Raw genomic sequence first — 20,366 nt, 5'->3', positions numbered from 1 at the left:
AAACAAAACCTGAAGTTTTTTGAGGAAGGGGTTCACTACGAACCGCAAAGTCGTCAATAATAAGTAGCACCTCTAAAATAGTCATCAGTCGAAGGTTACAAAGCCACATAATAGCTTGTGAAACATTGCTTAGCTGCTGGTAGTCTTGGCTCACTGGTCGAGCTAATCCACTTCATGCCGTGTAATTTCGAGGGACAACCCTGTGAGTAGACGACTTCAATCTGGCAGTTCCAGATGCTTTTCAATTCGTATCCCAGCTATTGCTCCTGTTCGATGGTTTACTGTCTGGGTGGGTGTAACAACTACAGCTTGTCTGGTGGGGCTAACATCCTTGCCTGTGTCAGCTCAAACGAGTTCTAATCAAACTTCTCAAATTCCAGATTCTTCCCAAGCTCAAAACGCTCCTCAAGCTCAAAACTCTTCTCAAGGCAGCGCTGATCACACCTTGGATATTGGGATCGTGCAGCGATTTGGCTCTGAATCTGGGGACGAAATTACTTTACAGCCTTTGACGGGCGATCGCCTCACTATGCAATTTGAGACGGGAGGTCAAACCCAAACCGTCACTGCCAGCACCGTCAAGCTAGAAATCACGATGGAGCCGTTAGCTGAGCCGCAAGTAAATGAGCGAGTGGTGCTGAGTACCCATCGCAGCTTTGAAAGTGCAGAAGATAGCGCTAATCAATGGCGATCGCGCGGCGTGGAAGTTGAAATTGCTCAGCCTCGACAGTGGCAGGTTTGGGCCAAGCGCGATGTTTATCGTAGTCCGCTGCTGCGCCGTCTGCTGTTTCAAAATCTTCAAGCCAATGGGTCTAGAAGTGCTTTCTTAGATACCCAGGTACAGCAACAGATACCTAAAGCGTCATTTGTTGCCAACGGCTATCGCTATCAGCGGGACGAAGTGCAGATTACAACAGGGAATCGTCGGGTACAGGTAACCCCCAATCGCAGTGATAGCGAACGCCGACTTTATGGAGGCAATCTACAGCTCCAGCCTAATGCCTATGGCACCTATACATTAGTGAATGAGGTGCCCGTTGAAACCTACTTGCGGGGAGTGGTACCCCACGAGATTGGGGTTGGTGCGCCGCCAACCACAATTGAGGCTCAGGCAATTTTGGCTCGCACCTACGCACTGCGAAACGTGCGCCGATTTGCGATCGATAACTATGAGCTATGCGCTGATACACAGTGTCAGGTTTACCGTGGGCTGTCAGGTGCCCACCCTGAGACCGACCGGGCGATCGCCGCTACTCGTTCTCAAGTATTGACCTACCAGAATGAATTGGTCGATGCTTTGTATTCCTCAACGACAGGTGGCATTACAGCCCCTTTCAGCGATGTCTGGAATGGACCCGATCGCCCCTACTTACGCGCAGTCGTAGATTCTGTACAAAACATCTGGGATTTATCGCGCTACAGTCTGGCAGATGAAGCCAATCTTCGGACCTTTATCGGTCGCACTGAGGGCTTTAATGAGAATGGCTGGGATGTATTCCGCTGGCGTGTAGAAAGTCCATTAACGCAAATCACGGCTGACCTGAAGGAATATCTAACTGGAATTCAGCATCCTCTGGCGAACTTTACAACGGTACAGCAAGTTCAGGTTGTTGAGCGATCGCCAGCAGGTCGGGTACAGCGAATGGCAGTTCAAACTGATCGAGGAACGGTTGAGTTAGAGAAAGACGAAATCTTGCGAGCCTTTTACGCACCCAACAGCACGCTGTTTTACATTGACCCCGTTTATGAAGCATCCGCAACGCCAGCCGGGACAGTGCAAAATTCTACAGCAGGACAAAGCGAAGGAGAGCACAATTCACAGCCTGCTGAATCCAGAATTCTGAAAGGGTACATCTTTACAGGCGGTGGACTGGGTCATGGAGTTGGGATGAGCCAGACAGGTGCCTATAACTTAGGGGATCTAGGCTGGTCTAGTGCCCAAATTCTTAGCTTTTATTACCCCGGTACTCAGCTCCAACCCCTAAGCGACGCCATTACGTTTTGGCGCGATCCAGCAGCGCTGGAGAATTCATCTGAGGCAAATGTAGAACTGGTAGAGCCAGTCCAATAGAGTAGTAGATCAGCTAGATCAGCTCGAACGACTGTGACCCGACCCTAAAAGAAAAAGATTTTGAGCGGAGGCGTAACATTAGTGCACCTCCGCTCAAAATCTTTTTCTGCTGTTCAAAGCTGCTCAACCAAAGTCAAGCAGGGGAAGATCGTTCGTACCCCTGCCATAAAGTGGTGACATCCTGTCTAGCGTTTGTGCTTGGAGTGAACCAGTCAGAAGCAGAGAGCGTTTAGTTGATCGCAAAGCTCCCTGTCTCTCTGAAGCAGCTTCACCAATTAGTACAGCTCTTCTTCTTGGTGAGTCAGGATGGTGCAGTCAGAGGTTGGGTAAGCGACACAAGTCAACACGTAGCCAGCCTCAATTTGGTCATCATCCAGGAAGGACTGATCTGACTGATCGATTGTGCCCTCTTTGATTTTGCCAGCACAGGTAGAGCAGGCTCCTGCGCGGCAAGAATAAGGTAAGTCAAGCCCCTGCTCTTCGGCAGCATCTAGAATGTACTCGTCATCGGGTACTTCGATGGTGGTGTTCAGCCCTTCGGCCTCGTTAACCAACGTGACCTTAAAAGTCGCCATGCAACAATCCTCTCAATGTTTAAAACGGCAGTACGAGTTGACTTCTTGTAAGATATGCGACCCTAACTTGGGTAAAGGCTTACATTACGGTAACTCTTCTCTGATACTACGAAAAAATCTAAGATCTGTAACGCCTAATTCATAGATGGGCTGAATGGGATTAGTAATGAAAGTTATGAAATTAAGCCTAAATTACTTATACTTGAACGTTGATTGTGTTGTTGCCGTCTACAACTAATGCTGCTTTTCAATAGCAACTCTCTCCTAGTGGGAACTCGCTCTGTCAAGAGATTGCTAGGACATAAACCATATGTTCTACTGACCTTTAGAGGATTAATGAATTAAAAGTGGTTATAGGTGTAACAAGTAACAGTTATTTGGCTGAAATTGATAGGGCGAGATGAAAACCCGTACCTTATTAGCCATCAATATAGGTCTCAATATAGTCCTAAAATTCTAAAAACCGTCAGGTCATTTGACCCACTTGCCTTAAATCTATTGCTGCCATGACTGGATATTTCTTATATGACAACTGCATTGTTTGAATCATTCGTGTCACTGCCGATCAAAGTTGGGCTAGTAGGAACAGGCTACGCCGCTAAAGTTAGAGCGGAAGCTTTGCAGGCTGATTCGCGATCGCAGCTAGTCACAGTTGCAGGACACACTCCAGAAAAAGCAGCAGCATTTAGTCAAACCTATGGCGTTGAAGCATCAAATTCATGGACGGAGCTAGTGCAGCGAGAAGATTTGGATTTGATCATCATTTCTACGGTCAATCGAGATCATGGAGCGATCGCTCGTGCAGCGCTCCATGCTGACAAACATGTCGTTGTAGAATATCCGCTCTCACTAGACTACGTTGAGGCAACAGAATTAATTGAGCTTGCACAGGCAAAAAGTAAACTACTGCACGTCGAGCATATTGAACTGCTGAGTGGAATCCACCAAGCAGCCTTGAATGCTCTTCCCCAAATTGGCTCAGTGTTCTACATCCGTTACGCTAATCTCAATCAGCAACGTCCGGCTCCTCAAAAATGGACTTACCAACCAGAGTTGTTTGGTTTTCCACTAATTGGAGCCCTTTCTCGCATTCATCGCCTGATTGACTTATTTGGTCAAGTTAACTCCGTTAGCTGTAGTGCCCGCTTCTGGGACGATACAGATTCCCCCGATCGCTACACTACCTGCCTCTGTACAGCACAACTGCAATTTACAAATGGAACTATGTCTGATTTAACCTACGGAAAAGGCGAAGCCCTGTGGAAATCAGAACGCAGTCTAGAAATTCATGGTGAGAAGGGTGCCCTTCTATTAGATGGCGACCAAGGAACGTTAGTTCGATTAGATACAACATCTCCCCTAGAGGTTGGAAGCCGGAGAGGCCTATTCGCAAAAGATACGGCTGCCGTCCTAGATCACCTCATATTAGGTTCATCCCTTTACGTTACTTCAGCTGCCAGCCTATATGCCCTTAAAGTAGCTGATGCTGCTCAACGTTCTGCTAAGACGGGACAAATTATTTACTTGTCCTAACCAGCGAGCTTATAACCTTTGCTCTGAATCAAAAGCTTAATTCACCTCTCAAAAACCCTCAAAAGATTCCACATCTCAGGCTCTGTAACATGGGATACTTACGGGTTTGTGGGGAGACAGGTGCTTCATAGAGGAAACACGCTTGACAGGAGGACAAAAAAGTCCATATCTTCATCAACGCATCATAATTTAGCAGCGGACTATAAAGATATCAACAACAAAAAGGTATCCCTTAAGTGGATATCTAAGCATCAAGTATAAAAGTGGAATCAGTAATCCTGCCAAGAAATAAGTAAATCCTGGCACTGATACACTATGAAAACGACGACGCTAGAGCGCAGACCTTTACAGAAGCTCCTCCAGCTTTCAGGACGTTCTCAGGCTTCTAAACTACCGCTCATATTTATCGTGACGGGAGTCCTGTCTACTTTGTTCCTTCAGTTCCACATTCAAGATGGAGTCTTTTTTAGTGGAGATGGTGGACTCAAGGCACTCTTAGCACAACAGTTTGCTTCCGGAGATTTGCAATTTGATTTAGACCTGTCTGCTGCTGATTGGGTAAGAGATTTATGGCACAACGGACTATATCCGTTTCTCCCCCCCTTTGTCTACAACCGTTTGGGGCTTTACTACATTACTTTCCCGTTTACCTTTCCTCTAGTCACTGCGCCCTTCTATGCACTGTTGGGCTATAGAGGCTTGTATGTCATTCCTATTGTATCAACTTGGGTTCTGTGGTTTAGGTTTTACGCGGTGTGCAAACGGCTAGAGCTCAACAGCGGTGCCATTGCGATCGCCCTAGCCATTCTCATCTTTGCTTCCCCACTATCTATTTATAGTGCGATGTACTGGGAGCACACCCTTGCTGTTGTTCTTGCTTTTTATGGTTTAACGGTTGTACTCTTCCCAAATTCAGTCCACTTAAGTAGAAGAAGTGCTGTTTTAGGTGGAGTCCTCATCGGTTTATCAGTGTGGTTTAGGCCAGAATTTCTATGTTTGGTTGGGGCACTAACTCTACTCTCCCTTGTTGCAAAGCTTAAGTGGCTTAAGAAATTCAGTCCTGCCGCTGGGAAAGAAATTCTCTTCATTGCTAGCTTGCTCTTAACTGTTCTTATCTTTTTCTGCATTAACAAAATCGTTTATGGTCATCCTCTTGGTATTCATTCAATTCAGATTGTAGAAGAATTTTCACTGACAGAACGGCTGTTAGCCGCACGTGATAACTTCAAACAACTTATTTCTTCTTTATTCGAATATTTTCCAGTTTCGCTCTTTCCTTGTTTGTTTATCTTTCCGTCTCTGCTACGCAGTAAGCTGCGATTAGCACCGAAGATTTGGGCGATCTATTTCATAGTGGCACTGTTCATTTTCGCTGTTCCACTGATTGTTCCATCTGGAGCTGGGGGTAAGCAATGGGGCCCTCGGTTTTTGCTAATCCTTATGCCTCTACTTTCACTTCTCTTAGCCGTCCAACTTAAATACATTATGAGAGTAATGGGACGGTTTCAGCGATACCTTTCTATCGGATTGGTTTGCGTATTAATTGCTATCAGTATTCACCTCAACACGTTCGTTGCGACAGCTAAGTTGGTGCAGGACTATCAGACTGTTGCCTTGGCTCTAACAGCAGTCAAAGAAAACTCTAATGAGATCATCGCGATCTCACACCAGTACGTAGCCCAGGCGATCGCACCTGCTCTAAGTGATAAGAGGCTTTTTCTAGTTGATGATGCTGAAGATGTAAGGCAGTTGAGTAAATCGCTGATTGAGCAAGGATATCAAAAATTTCTTTACATCTGCTATCACCATCGTCCTTGTCCTGTACCTGAAAACCCTACGCAAAAGCTGGAGTTTTCTTCATCAAATCAATTCTTTAAAGTTGAGTTTTCACCATTAACATCAGACGGTCTTGGTGGTTCGGGTAAATATCCTGCTTACGAAGGGTCAATTCTCACCTCTACAGAACCTACGGAGCTTTAAATGATCACTATATTGAAGGGGATCAAACTAAATAGGTTTGAATTACTTTTACCTCTAGAAGTTTTATTGTTTTTTGCGATCGCTCTGGCAGTTACGCTGCGAATACTGAACTTGAGCAGCCATGAGTTTTGGTATGACGAAGTTCTATCTCTGTTGTTGTTTAGTGGGCAAAAAACAGCCTATGAAACCCCTGGAGAGGTTCCTGTTCTTCTATCAAGCTACACCTCCTTACTCAAACTCCCAGTTGAGACTGGACTAGGAGACATCGTAGAAACCCTCAAGCAAATTTTAAGGGGTATTGCTGGCGGCGAACCTCATCCACCACTTTTCTTTCTGAGCCAGCATCTTTGGTTGCGGCTTTTTGGTAATGCTGTAGCTCAAGTTAGAAGCTTAGGAGTTTTGCTAAGCTGCCTCGCAATTTTCAGCGCTTATGGGTTAGGGCGAGACGTATTAAGTCATCGAGGTGGTCTAATTTTCGCTGCATTACTTGCAACTAACTCCTTTTACCTTTTTCACTCACTCAACGTCCGTATGTATGGACCACTGGTTCTCTGGATTGTTTTGAGTGGGTGGGCGCTTGTCCGGTTGATTCGCCAAAATACTGTTGAAGCTAACGTAACCCGCCGACAGCAGTTGCTTTGGAACTGTTTACTGATTGGGTCAGTTACAGCGGGGCTACTAACTTTTTACTTCTTTGCGTATTGGGTAATAGCGCTGGGTGTTTTGGTACTCTATCTTGATCGGCAGCGCTGGTTTCAATACGGAATAGCCTTAGGAATCGCTGTGTCGCTTACTATTCCTTGGGCATTTTGGGGAGTTCGGCAACAGGCACGAAATGCTGATCTCGATCGGTTTGCTGAGTCAATTGGGTTTATCGAAGCATTATTCAAACACTTCCGCGATGCCCTTGAGGCAGTTGGCATTCAATTACTATCAGGTGGTTTGTCCACAAGTATCTCCCATGAAGTTGCCGTTTTAATTGGGTTTATTGCTGTTGCCATATTATTAACCTGTTGCATTTGGCTTTGGCGACAAGGTGAGTATCAAAGACTTGGAACCGCACTGATATTAGGAGTTTTGCCATTAGCGCTAGCTCTAAGTGTAGATGTTTTCACTGGGAAATTTACATTAGGTTGGGGCTATGGCAGAAGTATTATCTTCGTTTTGCCGGGTTGTCTCCTCTTAATAGCAGCAGGGTTGGAACGAGCAATGTACCACTGGCAAAAACCTTTGATTGCAGCCCTACTCGCCACTTATGTTTGCGTTGGTGTAGGTGATTTCAACCTCCGCGATCGCCACATGTTCCACACGGTTAATCAACTCATTCAGCAGAACACAGAAACCCCAACTTTAATCATAATGAGCTCTAAAGCTTGGGGGCACGTCTTGCGCTTGGCTTACTATGTCACCCTTGATGCGCCTGTGAGTTTGTTGGCTGAGAAGCCCGAACAGCTTGCTGCGACTTTGGATAAAACCCTAACGGATACAACGTCAGCCTACGAGCGCATCCTATGGCTCAACCCTGAGCGAGCTGTTTGGAGTGAACCTAAAACTGACGCCGAAAAGCAACAGTTTGATCAGGCTGTTCAACAAGTTTTACAAGCTCAGTACAAACTGACAAGCACTGAAGCTCTGTCAGGAACGATGGATTTGGATCGATTCACGCTCAGTCTTTACACCCAATCGCCTGCTACGTAATTTATTGGAGAATTTTAAAATGACAGCTCAACATCCCCCAGCTTTGTTAAAGGTGCCTTCTGGTCCTTTACAAGTTTTTGATTACCCTACTGTTGCCCAAAACGCCCACGTTCATAATCAAGGTACTTTAAAGTCGCAGCACTCCATCAAATTTTCCTTGATCATTCCGACTTATAACGAAGGCACAAACATTCAAGATATTATTCGTTTGCTGAGTGGCTTACTTGATCAGGCAATTCCTGGTGAATATGAACTGCTCGTTGTCGATGACAATAGTCCAGATAGAACTTGGGAGATAGCTCAAGGACTAATGTCACAATATCCTCAGCTTCGAGTGATGCGTCGTCAACTCGAACGAGGGCTCTCTAGTGCTGTCATTCGAGGATGGCAAGCTGCACGAGGAGAAATATTAGGGGTGATTGATGCAGATTTACAGCATCCACCAGAGGTTCTGCTAAAGCTGCTCAACGCAGTTGAGCAAGGAGCCGATTTAGCTGTTGCCAGCCGTCACGTTGAAGGAGGGGGTGTTAGCGAATGGAGTCTTGCCAGACGATTTCTATCTCGTGGCGCTCAAACGCTGGGATTAGTTCTGTTGCCTGGAGTAGTAGGACGGGTCACTGATCCGATGAGTGGTTATTTTATGGTGCGTCGTAGTGCAATTAGCGATCGCACCCTCTACCCACTCGGCTACAAAATTTTGCTTGAGGTATTGGGACGGGGAGACATTGGGCAGATTGCTGAAGTCGGCTATGTCTTTCAAGAAAGGCAGCAAGGAGAAAGTAAGGTTACTTCCAAACAGTACATCGAATACCTTCACCACTTGACCCGATTGCGAATTGCTGGTGGGCGATTGGGACGTATCCAACAGCGATTTGAGATCCCTCTTGGTCGATTAATTCGCTTTGGTTTGGTAGGCTTCAGCGGTGTGTTTGTCGATATGACTTTGCTGTATCTGCTGAGTGATCCAACAACTCTTGGATTGCCGTTGAACCTGGGTAAAAGTATTGCCGCCGAGATTGCAATCTTCAATAATTTTCTGTGGAATGACGCTTGGACATTTGGTGATTTAACGAGTAGTCAAAAGGGAATACAAAAGCGATTCAAGCGGTTCTTGAAATTCAATTTTATTTGCTTGGCTGGATTGGTTCTCAACCTCTTAACCTTTGATGTTCTGGTTTATCTACTTGGAGTGAATCCCTACCTTGCAAACCTGATTGCGATCGCCATTGTCACCGTTTGGAATTTTTGGCTGAATTTAAAGCTAAGCTGGCGCGTTACTGAGGTGAAGTAGTAGCTTCAGGCTGGCGATCGCCCTCAAAGCCATAAGCGTCTCGCACCAGATACAGAGGTCGTCTTTTAACTTCCTCATAAACACGCCCTAGATACTCGCCAATAATACCCAGAGTGATCAATTGCACACCTCCCAAGAACAGGATAACGACCATGAGCGAGGCATAACCTGGTACATCAACTCCTAAAATCAGGGTGCGAATAATCAGAAACGAAGCGTAGAGAAATGCGAGCAGAGATAGGGCAAGTCCAAGATAGCTCCAAACCTTGAGTGGGACTGAGCTAAAGGATGTAATGCCGTCAACTGCAAAGTTCCACAGTCGCCAATAGTTCCACTTGGTACGTCCTCTATATCGTTCAGCCCGGTCGTACAGAACAGCGGTATTTTTGAACCCAACCCAGGCAAACAGCCCCTTCATAAAGCGAGTTCGTTCGGGCATTTGTTTCAGCACTTCTACGACACGACGGTCGAGTAATCGAAAATCGCCAGTATCGCGAGGAATTGGGACGGTACTCATGCGCCCAATTATTCGGTAGAAGGCACTAGCCGTGAACCGCTTGAACCAGGTTTCTCCCTGACGCGATCGCCGAGTTGCATGAACCACATCATATCCTTCGCGCCATTTTGCGATTAGCTCTCCAATCAGTTCAGGCGGATCTTGTAAATCTGCATCAATCGGAATGATGGCATTGCCTGTCGTGTAATCGATTCCTGCAGATAAAGCAATTTCTTTGCCGAAGTTGCGAGATAAACTCAAAATTTTGATTGCAGCATTGTGAGTCCGTTGATCCATTAAGCGTTTCAACGTTTTATCTGTGCTGCCATCATCCACACAAATAATTTCGTAACTAAGCTGTAACCCTTCTAATACCTTCGTTAGCTGTTCGAATAAGTAATCAATATTCAGTTCCTCATTATGTAGAGGAACTACTACAGAAATTTCTACATCAGCTGCACGGGTATACATGGTTGGTGAATTTTAACGTCCAAGTTTGTTGGCAATTCCATCACAACCACCGGGAATTGTCGATCGAGTTTTAGAACCACCCCAAGCACAGCAATATTGCCGCTGTTCATCTGACATGCGTTGTACCCCAGTAAGGTCTGCATTTTCAATGACTGCTCCGGTGCAAGTTCCAGTTACGTAATCGGGAATTTCTGTACGACTACGAGGTGTTGCAGTTGATACTGGACCGTAGAATAGGCGAGTTCCCATCAGGTCAGCTCCAGTCAAGTTTGCATCAACTAGGATAGTTCGAGACAAATTAGTTTTTACTAAATCGCAGCGTCCTAAGTTGGCTCGAATTAAGTTGGCATCACTCAGATCTGTCCACCGTAAGTCTGTCCCAGAAAGATCAGCAGCAGCCAACATCACACCCAGGTCGATAACACGAATGCCAAAATTACGGTCTTCTTGATAACCACCAACTCCATCTAACATGGCTCGACCAAGACGGCGATCGCGCATCAATGGAGTCAATAGCCTGGAGCGCGAGAGAAACCGCACAACCTTCGCTTTACCCCCTGCATCAACGCTACTAAGAATGGCGGCAGTTCTGCCTTCGGCGATCGCTCGCTCTTGGGGCCAGTCTTCCAGCAACCCCTCCTCATCTAACACCAAATCAGAAATGCCCTGAAAGTACGTGTCGATAGTTTGCTGTTGGGTAATCAGATTCTGCTGAATCGTCAGATCTTTAGAAATGACATATTGTCGCCAGGCTACATAGACTGCCAGGATTGCGATCAAAATCTGCCCTAGAGCGCCAAGCACCTCACCCAGCGCCCCAGTTGCTTCCCAGTTAACCAAACTCCACCAGATCTGCAACTGCTCCAGCGCACCGCTGAGTATCAGTCCCCCTAATAAAGCAGATACTAGCCCTAAGATCGCGATGGTCAATTGCCACTGCTGCGCAGAGATCAATTCTGCTAGAGCAGCTTTTATGGGAGCCCAAACAACCCTTAAGGATGTTAGAAAAGCAACTGCTGTTCCAGCTACTCCTAGCCAAAAGTTGCCAATGATTAAACCAGTAGTCATGATGGCGATCGCCAGCAAAACAATCAACCAGTAAGGCGGTTGGCTCCGCTGCTCACGCGCAGCCAAGCCTTGCTTTGTAGGGTGATCGGTTGCACGCCCGTTATCTTGACGGTCAGCAACCGTCCTGTCAGCTACATCCAATTGATAATTTGCGTCAGTTTGATAATTTGCATCAGTGATTGACTGCGGAACCATCTCCCTGCCTGCTCCGTTAGGGCTATCTGATGGCATCGTTTGTGAGTATTCAGTCTCATCAGCAGGAGATGAATCAGACTTGGATAGATTGGAGTCTCGCGTCATATTGTCTTAATGGTCAGCAAGCTTAGGCAAACCCATGCCTTATTAGGATATGCTGACGCATCAAGATTAGGTCATAAAGACTAAAAAACCCCAGACCTTGAGAGGCAGCATCGCCTGTTGTCTCCCAGAGTCTAGAGCTTTCTGATTTAAAGATTGTAGAACTAAACGTTACTGGGAGAAGCAACTCAGGATTGTGAGTCGCTTAGTTCTTAGCTCAAGCAAAGCAAATAATAAATTTTGCAACATTTGTAGCGTGGAACTCTAACTCCAGCAGGCATCTTGCTCGCCCTACAGTTTGCCCATCCTACAGTTACACAACTTCTCAGTTGCTCTACTAGCTTCTACTAACTGGGTAGAGCGCTTAGCAGATTTACCGTTCCGTGGGCCTCTCGCTGAATTCGACCTGTGTGGACAGCATCATAGAGCTGTTCTAAAGCAGCTAAGTCTGTTGACTGATAGCCCCTCATTGCTAAAACCTGACGGATTAAGCCTTCAGATTCAACGCTAAGGCAACCTGTTTGAAAAGCCGATTGAACAAGTCTACCGATCATAGAGCCGGGGCATCCTTATCAGTGAACTGTAACTACTAATATCAATGATTGACGCAGCTAAATGACTGATTGAGATCGCTTGGGACTTGTGATCTCAGAAAGTCTTAAGCTGTGATATCGGTCACTTACAAATGAGCCTGATTTGAAATCCCTGAATGGTAGTGATTGGGGGTAAACCCTTCACCTAATTCTGCATGGTGAAAGGTGGAAAATTATCAAGCTCCCATCAAGTTTCTGTAGTGTTCTTATTAGGAATTTACGACTCTCAAAGGTAATTCGTTGAAAGGATCTGGGAGAAATAGAAAAACTGATGTATGACAAAATCTCTGTGTGCTGCTCTAATTACGTATAGTCCTGCTATTTGGATTGTGGATTAGCCCAAAATAGAGCAGGATTTTAGTAGATATAGAAAAAATCTCTTGGGATGCCAATCTGCCAGTTAGTTTAGGGAATGAAATTTAATTCTCAAGTAGTTTAATATTCGGTGTGATGGTGAGGAATAAACCCAATGGCTAATCAGGTTAATGGTGGCAGTTTGTATCCGCTGTCTACAGCCAACTTGGCACGGGTTGGAGATTTACGGGCGATCACTCAATGGCTCAACGCCTGCCTTGTCCCTCAAGGACTTCAGGCGAGGGTCGGTGCTACTAAACCTGGTTATTTGAGAGTGATGGTGGAGTTTGAGCGATCGCCTGAGCGCGATCGCCTGATTCGGTTTATTTGTCACCGCCTTTGTAAATTGAACTCTAGCCAGATCAAAGGGGTGCAAGTTATAGCTCAGCGGGCAGGCACCTCAAAAATTGTTTGGAAGCAATCTGTTCGCATCAATACCCCTGCCAGTCGTACCTCAAACCCGTCTCCGCCACTGCTAACCGCTGTCCGCAGTTCTGCTTCCCTTAAGCCACGGCAAGCTGCTTCATTAGATCATTCGGTCAGCCAACAGCTTCGATCTCGCTCCCTGCTGATTGGTGGGTCTGCGGCGGCTGCATTTTTAGTGGGCTGTGGGTTTGAGGTGCTAATTCAGCACGCTGGAGCTTTGGCTTCTCAGTCTGGGGCACCCGAAGCAACTGAAGTCAGTACATCTCAGCCAATGAACCAGCGGAGTAACACCGTTCAAACGGACCAGGACGAGGTAACGGTATTTCAGCAGCCTGTCCTCAATCCCGACGACCCGACAGTCACATTAACTTTCGGAGATGATGCTGCCTTGGGAACCGTTGGAGCTACCTCTACACTGCGCGTTAGCTCAACCGGAGGAAATCAGTCTAGCCGAGCTGACGTTGCTACGGCTCACCTGGATGCACCCCTGTTACAGATTCAGCCAGATTCTTTAGATGATGAAACAGCTCCAGAACAGCTTCAAACCCTAATCGATAGCCAGATCGATTTGGTTAGTTTGGCTAGTGAGCAGGTAATGGAACAAGGAGCAGATGGGCTTGAGGAAACGCTGAAAACTTTAGAACAGTTTGGTATTCACTCAGTTGGAGCCGGACGCAATCGCCGTGAAGCGAGCCGTCCTGAGATTCTAGATGTGAAAGGGCAACGCATTGCTTACTTAGGGTATTCTGATTCAGATTTAAATGCAGCTAGAGATAGGGCGGCTGGAGTCAATGCTAATCCTGATCGCCGAGTGGCCGCAGATATTCAAGCAATCCGCGAACAGGTGGATTGGGTTGTAGTGAACTACCACTGGAGCAAAGATTTAGAAGCCTATCCAGCCGACTGGCAAGTTGACTTGGCGCATTTGGCAATTGATCAAGGTGCTGATCTAGTAGTGGGATATCATCCGAATGTGCTGCAAGGAGCCGAAATCTATAAGGGACGAGCGATCGCCTATTCTCTCGGCAACTTCATCTTTACTCAGAATGAGGATACGACTGAGGACATTTCAGCAGAAAACTACGATACAGCAGTTTTGAAAGTTTCTCTGCGAGAAAACCAGATGCGGCTGGAGTTTTTGCCTGTAGAAGTGCGGCAAGCTAAGCCAGAAATTGTTGAGGGCGAAAAAGCTGATCAGATTATGCAATACATGCAGCAGGCTTCTAGCCCGTTCGCTCAACCGATCCAGTCGCCAGTGGTGTTGGACAAGCGATCGCAAGATTCGCCTCCAGAAATTCCTCCTCCAGAGATTCCGGTAGAACTTTCTGTACCTGAACCCGAGCAGCCCTCAGTTCCTAATTCTGCGCCGTCTCAGCCTTCTGACTCTTTCATCACCTATCCAGACGCTTCTACCGATGAAACGCAGTCAGATAGAGTGCAGCCAGACGTGATACCTGTAGAACCATCAGAACCGTTCACGACTTATCCGTCGCCTGAATCAGACATCCCAGATGATAGCTCTGAACCCTTTCATGCTTGGCCCGATGCTCAACTCCCAGAGACTGACACGGACGATGTTGCTCAAATAAATGCAGTTCAACCAGAACTACAACAAACGGCTCCTTCTGAGACGGATATTACTTTACCTTCGCCCGTAGAACTGACTCAAGCTGAGCCAATTCAACCAGAGCAAGCCGATCAAAGCTCCTCGATGGTGGTTGAAGCTGAGCCAATTCAGATTGAGGAACAAATTGCTGAGGGCGAGACTGAGGATGTGGCTAATGAGGATGTGGTCAATGAGGGCGATCGCCCTCCAGCATCATCGGAGCAGCTCACAGTTTTGAAACCCCAGGTTTCTCTGCCTTTATCAGAGCCGAATACTAAGCCAGCACTTTAGCAAGGTTCTGTTGCTTCGGGCCTACCAGTAACACTTGATTGCTATAGTCACCTTGATTGCTATAGTCACAATGTGAAATTGGGAGAAGCCTGTGTTTGCGATCGACCTTGAGCAAAAGCAATATAAGACTTACATCCTCTCTGACCAGATTGGACAATCTCGTCTTGAGGTTGTCCCAGAGCGAGGCGGCATCATCACCAGTTGGCAAATTCGTGGTAAGGAGATGCTTTATCTTGATGCAGAGCGGTTTGCCAACCCTGAACTAACCGTACGAGGCGGCATTCCTATCCTCTTCCCCATTTGCGGTAACCTGCCGGGCAATACCTATACCTATCAGGGGCAGTCCTACACATTGAAGCAGCATGGCTTTGCTCGTGATCTACCCTGGGAAGTGACTGATCGGGTCACCCAAGATGGGGCTAGTCTCACGCTGGTGCTAAACAGCAGTGACCAGACTCGCGCCGTCTACCCATTTGACTTCCAGCTCATTTTTACCTATCGATTACAGGGCAATAGCTTGGAAATTCACCAACGCTACGCCAACCATTCCGCTGAAGCAATGCCCTTCTCAACTGGGCTACATCCCTACTTTCAAGTTTCTGATAAAACTCAGCTTCAGTTTGGGATTCCTTCTAACCAATTTCAAAACCAGCGAGACAAATCTGTCCAATCTTTCTCTGGGCAATTTGATTTCGACCTGGATGAAATCGATGCATCGTTTTGGCAGCTTTCTGGTCAATCTGCGACAGTTGCCGATTTGGGTCAACAAACCCGACTGAAGCTAGATTATGCCCCCATTTACTCGACGCTCGTGTTCTGGACGGTCAAAGGCAAAGATTTTTACTGTCTAGAGCCTTGGAGTGCTCCTCGCAACGCTTTAAATACGGGCGATCGCCTGACTCATCTAGCATCAGGTGAAACTTTAGAAACCTTTGTGCAATTGACCGCTGACTTCTAAACGTTGACTTTTAAACCTGTCTATCAAACGGGCATTGTGTCTATAAATTAGTCACAATGCCCATCTCCCAAAAATCAAAGTTTTTAGGATTTCGGTCACGCGTTGCATTACTGCTGGCGGACTCGATAGCTGCCAACAATCGTTTCAGCATCAGCATTGTAGTCGGCATAAGCCTTGTTAATGCCGTACAAGTTGAGAATGAAGATCGTGTCGCCACGCTGTTCAACAAAGCTAATTGCGTCCAGATCATTCCCATCGGTATCGCGACCCACCCAATCGACTCGAATGCTGCCATCGGGCTGAATTTGAGAACCCTGCCACGCCACATCCTCAAGTCGATTTTCGTATTCTTCTTTAAGAGCTTTCTCCAGGTCCTCTGTGCTCAATTCCCCTCCTTGAGCAGCCCCAAAGTCGACTGAACCACCAAAGCCTTTGTCAGCAGAGACAAAGGCAATGCCACTACCAGTTTCCTGGTGGGTGTAGCCTTCTGGAAAAGAAATTTGGAAAAGGTCGTTTGGCTCCTGGTAACTCGTTGCACCCGATGCGGCAGGAACCTCGGCAGAGGGAGAGGACTCTTCTGAGGTTTCAGACGAGGAGCTACCATCTGGAGAAACGACGACAACCTCAGGAGAATCAGCCAGTGGAGACGTAGGCGAAGTCGATTGAGTCTCATTTGATGAATTGGTGGATAGGGAACCACAAGCAGAAACAACTACTGCCGAGACAATCAACAAAGCAGAAAACAAGGGGGAATATTTCATCTGAGTCTGTATTTACTGAAACACCTCTATATATCTACATTGACAGGTTAAATGAGTACCGAAGCATTACTGAAACTTAGTCAGAATTTTATGGAAACAATCTTTTTGGATTTGCTTGACACATTCAGGGAATAAACTGGTAAGATTAACAAGGCTTCGTTGGTGGGGCGTAGCCAAGTGGTAAGGCAGCGGGTTTTGGTCCCGCCATTCCTAGGTTCGAATCCTAGCGCCCCAGTTTTATGAAAAGCTCTATGTCAGACCAACCTTCTCACTGGAAAGTTGGTCTGATTCTCATTGCGGGTGTGCTTTCCGCCTCGACCGCTGCAATATTTATTCGATTGGCACTGAAAGCAGTTGAGGGTAACAGCGTTGGCTTTAGCTTGGTGCTTGCGGCTTCGCGCTTGACCCTGGCGTCGCTGTTTTTAATTCCAGCCTGGAGAAGTTTTTGGACTACCCAGTTTCAAGGCAGTGCGCTGAGTTATTCGGTGGCAGCAGGTTGTTGCTTGGCAGTGCATTTTGCCAGCTGGGTTACTTCTTTGTCTTACACCTCCGTTGCGGCTTCTACGGCACTGGTGACGACCAATCCTGTCTGGGTCGCGATTCTATCCTGGCTGTGGTTTGGTGAAAAGCCATCGTTAAAAACTGGACTGGGAATCGCGATCGCCCTAATCGGCAGTCTATTAATCGGACTGGGCAGTTCTGGCGGTAGCCCCGTCAGCAATCCGTTGTTGGGCAATTTGCTGGCAGTAGCAGGATCTGTGGCAGTCAGCCTGTATTTCTTGTTGGGTCGAGAAGCTCAGCGGCGAGGCTTGGGAATTAGCAGCCATATCGTCTTGACTTACACAACGGCTGCGCTGGTCTTGTTGCCTCTGCCATTGTTCTTTGGGGTTGGCTATGTGGGATATCCCAGTCAGGTCTACCTCTGGATTGTGCTGATGGCGGTGTTTCCTCAGCTGATTGGTCATACCAGCTTTAACTGGGCGGTGCGCTGGATTTCCCCAACTTTAGTGACGCTGACAATTTTGGCAGAACCCGTCGGTTCTGGGGTTTTGGCACTCCTGTTCTTTCAGGAAAATCCAGGAATGCAGGTGGTTTTTGGGGCAGTCGTGATTTTAGTTGGAGTGGCGATCGCCGCGCTAGGAACCACCCCAACTGCAAAAAACACCAAATAATTAGAAGCCACCTCGAATAATGAGGTAGGCTCCGCACACTGCAGCCAAAAAGCCTAGAAGGGTGGACCAGATTGGATGGGCACTTTGAACTTTACGAATACTGCCAGCAGCAAGATCTCGTTGGGTCTGGAGCAGTTCCAAATCAATCCAGGGAGTTGCACCTCGACGAAACCAACCTGTAATTGTGACAGAGCGATTGACTAGCTCGTTGGGTCGAGGAGACTGCGGCAGCAGGTTACCCAGTTGCCCCAACTGAGAGCAGTGATGAATTTTGATCAGCCCTGTCTGGGTGTCCAAGATCAGGTCTTGCCCCAACCAGTTGCCAATTCCCTGACGACCTAACAACTTGCCCTGAAGCTGCACAGGTAGACTATCAATGGGCAGGGACGCAGGATTTTTAAGCAAATCTGGCAGTGATGGTTCAATTTTCAGGTTGGAGGGCTTGATATCGGGAAAGAAGGAGTTGATTCGCAGGAAGGTACCGACGCTAAAGCCAATCGGAATCAGCGCTAAAAGGATACTGCGATCGCCCCAAAGCCAATCTAAACTGACAATCTGCATCGTATCTGCGATACCACCAATCAGCCACAGCGCCAGCGCAACCAGGATTCCTAAGGGTACACCCAAAAAAGGAGCCACCTGAAGCCCAAATCGTTGCGACCAGCGAGACGAAACGTAGGTGGGCTTGCTATTCAGGTCAAGCTCTGTCTCCAGTCGCCAATGACGAGCATAAAAAGTTAGAAGCTGAAGGCGATCGCCTAGTGGCGGATGAACATTACTAATTACTAACCAATTACGGTAGGGATTGCTGCGATCCCATTCCAATACCGGCTCTAGCGGTACGTGAGCATAGATGCTGCCCAGACTTAAAGCAGTTTGATAGCCTACAGGCGCGAGCAATTCAAAACTTTCTATCAGGTTGCTAGTTTGCCTCTGGCGACGGATTTCGTGGGTTGTGCCAATGGCAATTTTGAGCAGCGCTCTGGTTAAACCATTGGGATTTCCGGTGATCTCGACCGCAGTGCGATCGCTGTAGTAAACCCGCAATCGCGATAGCCACAGCCCTGCCCAGCGAAAAGCTCGATACAGCCAGTAGCCAACAGCCGCAACGACCGCCAGACTACCGCGCAGGAAAGGGTTCTGCTGGCGATCGCCCCACTGAGCCGCCTGCCAATAGAGCAGATAAGGAAGCTGAGTCACCAGCGCCACTAGTGACAAAATGGCGAAGTCCCAGTGCGCTATGTGCGCTAGTTCACCCGCACAAATTGCTGCAATTTCGTCATCGGCAAGCTGTTCTAATAACCCTTGACTGACCACAATGCGGGCTTTGCGCGGCAGACAGCCATAGGTTAGAGCCAGAGGTGCGGTGGTTGGCAAGATGCCCAGCGCTGGCACTGTCCAGCGTCGCTGTCCACAAATTCGCTTTAACACTCTGACTGATTCCGGGCTGTAGTTCTCTAACCGAGAAAGATTCAGCGACTTTAGCCCATAAAATCGTCGCAGCAAAAAGTCTAGTATCCAGGGAGAGCCACAAAATAAAGCGATGAGTGGGTAAATAATCCACCAGGTGGGGTCAAAGCCATAGACAACGAATTGATATAGACGCAGCGTAGAAAAAACGGCATTGGACGCTAGATGCGCCACTTCTAGAACGGCTCGAATGATCCAAAATAGGGCGATCGCCGTACCAATTTGGGCTAACCACAGTTGCCATTGCTTAACTGTGCCCAGTGGTGTCCACCGTTGTGCTCTGCCTGCCTGTCGCCACCTTGGAAAGTAAGCAGGAGTTGAATCGCTTTGGGGATCAGTAGGTTGAAGCGGGCGATCGCCAAACTGAATTTGAGTATGCGACTGAATTTGGGTTGGTAGTCCAGGATCAGAGGTCATACCGGAGTCTTCTACATCCGCAGGAAAAACAAACGGATTCGCCAAACTAGCTTCGTTAGACTCAATTCCATCCATCTCCTCCTCATCGGCAGGCTGGATCACTGTACGGTTTTCAGCTTGAGGAATTGGTGAGCGCAGAACATTTGCTGAAGACGAACTAAGCGGAACGAAACCTGTCGCATCCGCTTCTGCCAAATTTGCATTAGAACTTTCAGACGAATTTTCCAGGGGAACGAACCCCGTCTGGTCTGGTTTAGAGTTTACCGACCGTGAAGCTGGCTCTTGTGGGGTGACGGATGCGCGGCGCGAGTGAGCGGCTTCACGTAGGGCTGAGCCTGCCTGGGGATAACGCTGGGCAAGATCTGATAGGGTTTGGGCTGCCCACGAACGGGTGCGCTGATTGGCACTGGTTGAAAGGGTTTGGCAAAGCGCGATCGCTTGTTCGACTTGCCCAATTTCCTGATAAGCCTTCACGAGTGCCATTTGCGCCTTTAGCACCGTTAATGGGCGAGTGGCTTGCAGCGCTGGCTTCAAGGAAGCGATCGCTGCTGCATAATTCTTTTGCTTCAAAGCCCTCAGCCCCTCATCCAAAGATGAATTCAAGGGCTGATCAGGGTCATCAAAATTAGAAGGAGTCGCGCCCAACTGAGCGGAGTCAGAAAAATCTTCCATGTTGCTCCACCAGGGTAGATGTGAAACGGCTAAGGGGTGTCACCCACCACCTTGTATATTGCCCATTTTCTTCTGCCCAGGGATCTTACAGAACAAGAATTAAATATTTCAAGTAGATGGCTGCTTTCACTAAACGGGAAAGTGTTCCTTCACAGGCATCCCCTCC

Annotated in this window: 14 protein-coding genes and 1 tRNA gene; 9 read left to right on the top strand and 6 right to left on the bottom strand. The window is 47.5% G+C overall.

What is annotated here, in order from left to right:
* The first annotated feature begins 202 nt into the window (after positions 1 to 202).
* The gene (locus H6F93_RS05460; protein WP_347277246.1) at positions 203 to 2,071 is read left to right on the top strand and encodes a SpoIID/LytB domain-containing protein; all 1,869 of its coding nucleotides are present in this window, start codon (positions 203 to 205) and stop codon (positions 2,069 to 2,071) included.
* Between the two features lie 275 nt (positions 2,072 to 2,346).
* On the opposite strand, the gene H6F93_RS05455 is transcribed toward H6F93_RS05460, so the two are convergent.
* Positions 2,347 to 2,646: a ferredoxin gene (locus tag H6F93_RS05455; RefSeq protein ID WP_190646728.1), complete on the bottom strand. Its 300-nt coding sequence runs from the start codon at positions 2,644 to 2,646 to the stop codon at positions 2,347 to 2,349.
* A gap of 525 nt (positions 2,647 to 3,171) precedes the next feature.
* Between H6F93_RS05455 and H6F93_RS05450 the strand changes: the two genes are divergently transcribed.
* From H6F93_RS05450 to H6F93_RS05435, 4 genes are all read left to right on the top strand, one after another.
* On the top strand, positions 3,172 to 4,179 hold the full coding sequence (locus H6F93_RS05450; RefSeq protein ID WP_190679623.1) for a Gfo/Idh/MocA family protein: 1,008 nt from the start codon (positions 3,172 to 3,174) through the stop codon (positions 4,177 to 4,179).
* Positions 4,180 to 4,494: 315 nt separating this feature from the next.
* Positions 4,495 to 6,159 (top strand): LA_3751/LA_3752 family putative glycosyltransferase, encoded by a 1,665-nt coding sequence (locus H6F93_RS05445; RefSeq protein WP_199313500.1) that lies wholly within the window; start codon positions 4,495 to 4,497, stop codon positions 6,157 to 6,159.
* Positions 6,160 to 7,857 (top strand): glycosyltransferase family 39 protein, encoded by a 1,698-nt coding sequence (locus tag H6F93_RS05440; RefSeq protein ID WP_190679622.1) that lies wholly within the window; start codon positions 6,160 to 6,162, stop codon positions 7,855 to 7,857.
* A gap of 19 nt (positions 7,858 to 7,876) precedes the next feature.
* Positions 7,877 to 9,148 (top strand): glycosyltransferase, encoded by a 1,272-nt coding sequence (locus H6F93_RS05435; protein ID WP_190679621.1) that lies wholly within the window; start codon positions 7,877 to 7,879, stop codon positions 9,146 to 9,148.
* On the opposite strand, the gene H6F93_RS05430 is transcribed toward H6F93_RS05435, so the two are convergent.
* From H6F93_RS05430 to H6F93_RS05420, 3 genes are all read right to left on the bottom strand, one after another.
* Positions 9,132 to 10,115, bottom strand: a complete 984-nt coding sequence (locus H6F93_RS05430; protein ID WP_190679620.1) for a glycosyltransferase family 2 protein — start codon at positions 10,113 to 10,115, stop codon at positions 9,132 to 9,134. The two genes, H6F93_RS05435 and H6F93_RS05430, sit on opposite strands and share 17 nt — an antisense overlap.
* Positions 10,116 to 10,127: 12 nt before the next feature.
* Positions 10,128 to 11,483, bottom strand: a complete 1,356-nt coding sequence (locus H6F93_RS05425; protein ID WP_190679619.1) for a pentapeptide repeat-containing protein — start codon at positions 11,481 to 11,483, stop codon at positions 10,128 to 10,130.
* 344 nt (positions 11,484 to 11,827) lie between these two features.
* Positions 11,828 to 12,034 carry a hypothetical protein gene (locus H6F93_RS05420; protein ID WP_190679618.1) on the bottom strand — a complete coding sequence of 69 codons (207 nt, stop codon included), beginning with the start codon at positions 12,032 to 12,034 and terminating at the stop codon, positions 11,828 to 11,830.
* A gap of 508 nt (positions 12,035 to 12,542) precedes the next feature.
* Between H6F93_RS05420 and H6F93_RS05415 the strand changes: the two genes are divergently transcribed.
* Complete coding sequence (locus tag H6F93_RS05415) at positions 12,543 to 14,750, top strand: CapA family protein (RefSeq protein WP_190679617.1); 2,208 nt, start codon at positions 12,543 to 12,545, stop codon at positions 14,748 to 14,750.
* Between the two features lie 91 nt (positions 14,751 to 14,841).
* Positions 14,842 to 15,708, top strand: coding sequence for an aldose epimerase family protein (locus H6F93_RS05410; RefSeq protein ID WP_190679616.1), 867 nt, complete (start codon positions 14,842 to 14,844; stop codon positions 15,706 to 15,708).
* A 107-nt stretch (positions 15,709 to 15,815) separates the two neighbouring features.
* Here H6F93_RS05410 and H6F93_RS05405 read toward each other — a convergent pair whose 3' ends face one another.
* Positions 15,816 to 16,469, bottom strand: coding sequence for a hypothetical protein (locus H6F93_RS05405; protein ID WP_190679615.1), 654 nt, complete (start codon positions 16,467 to 16,469; stop codon positions 15,816 to 15,818).
* Between the two features lie 163 nt (positions 16,470 to 16,632).
* Here H6F93_RS05405 and H6F93_RS05400 point away from each other — a divergent pair.
* Together H6F93_RS05400 and H6F93_RS05395 are read left to right on the top strand one after the other, a co-directional pair.
* Positions 16,633 to 16,704, top strand: a tRNA-Gln gene (locus tag H6F93_RS05400).
* Positions 16,705 to 16,720: 16 nt separating this feature from the next.
* Positions 16,721 to 17,641 carry a DMT family transporter gene (locus H6F93_RS05395; protein ID WP_206755706.1) on the top strand — a complete coding sequence of 307 codons (921 nt, stop codon included), beginning with the start codon at positions 16,721 to 16,723 and terminating at the stop codon, positions 17,639 to 17,641.
* Here H6F93_RS05395 and H6F93_RS05390 read toward each other — a convergent pair whose 3' ends face one another.
* The gene (locus H6F93_RS05390) at positions 17,642 to 20,200 is read right to left on the bottom strand and encodes a zinc metalloprotease HtpX (RefSeq protein ID WP_190679613.1); all 2,559 of its coding nucleotides are present in this window, start codon (positions 20,198 to 20,200) and stop codon (positions 17,642 to 17,644) included. It abuts the gene before it with no gap.
* Positions 20,201 to 20,366 lie beyond the last annotated feature (166 nt).

Origin of the sequence: Leptolyngbya sp. FACHB-671, from assembly GCF_014695745.1 — a bacterium.
In the GTDB taxonomy this organism is placed as follows: domain Bacteria; phylum Cyanobacteriota; class Cyanobacteriia; order Elainellales; family Elainellaceae; genus JAAUTN01.
This window is presented reverse-complemented; position numbering and strand designations above follow the sequence as displayed.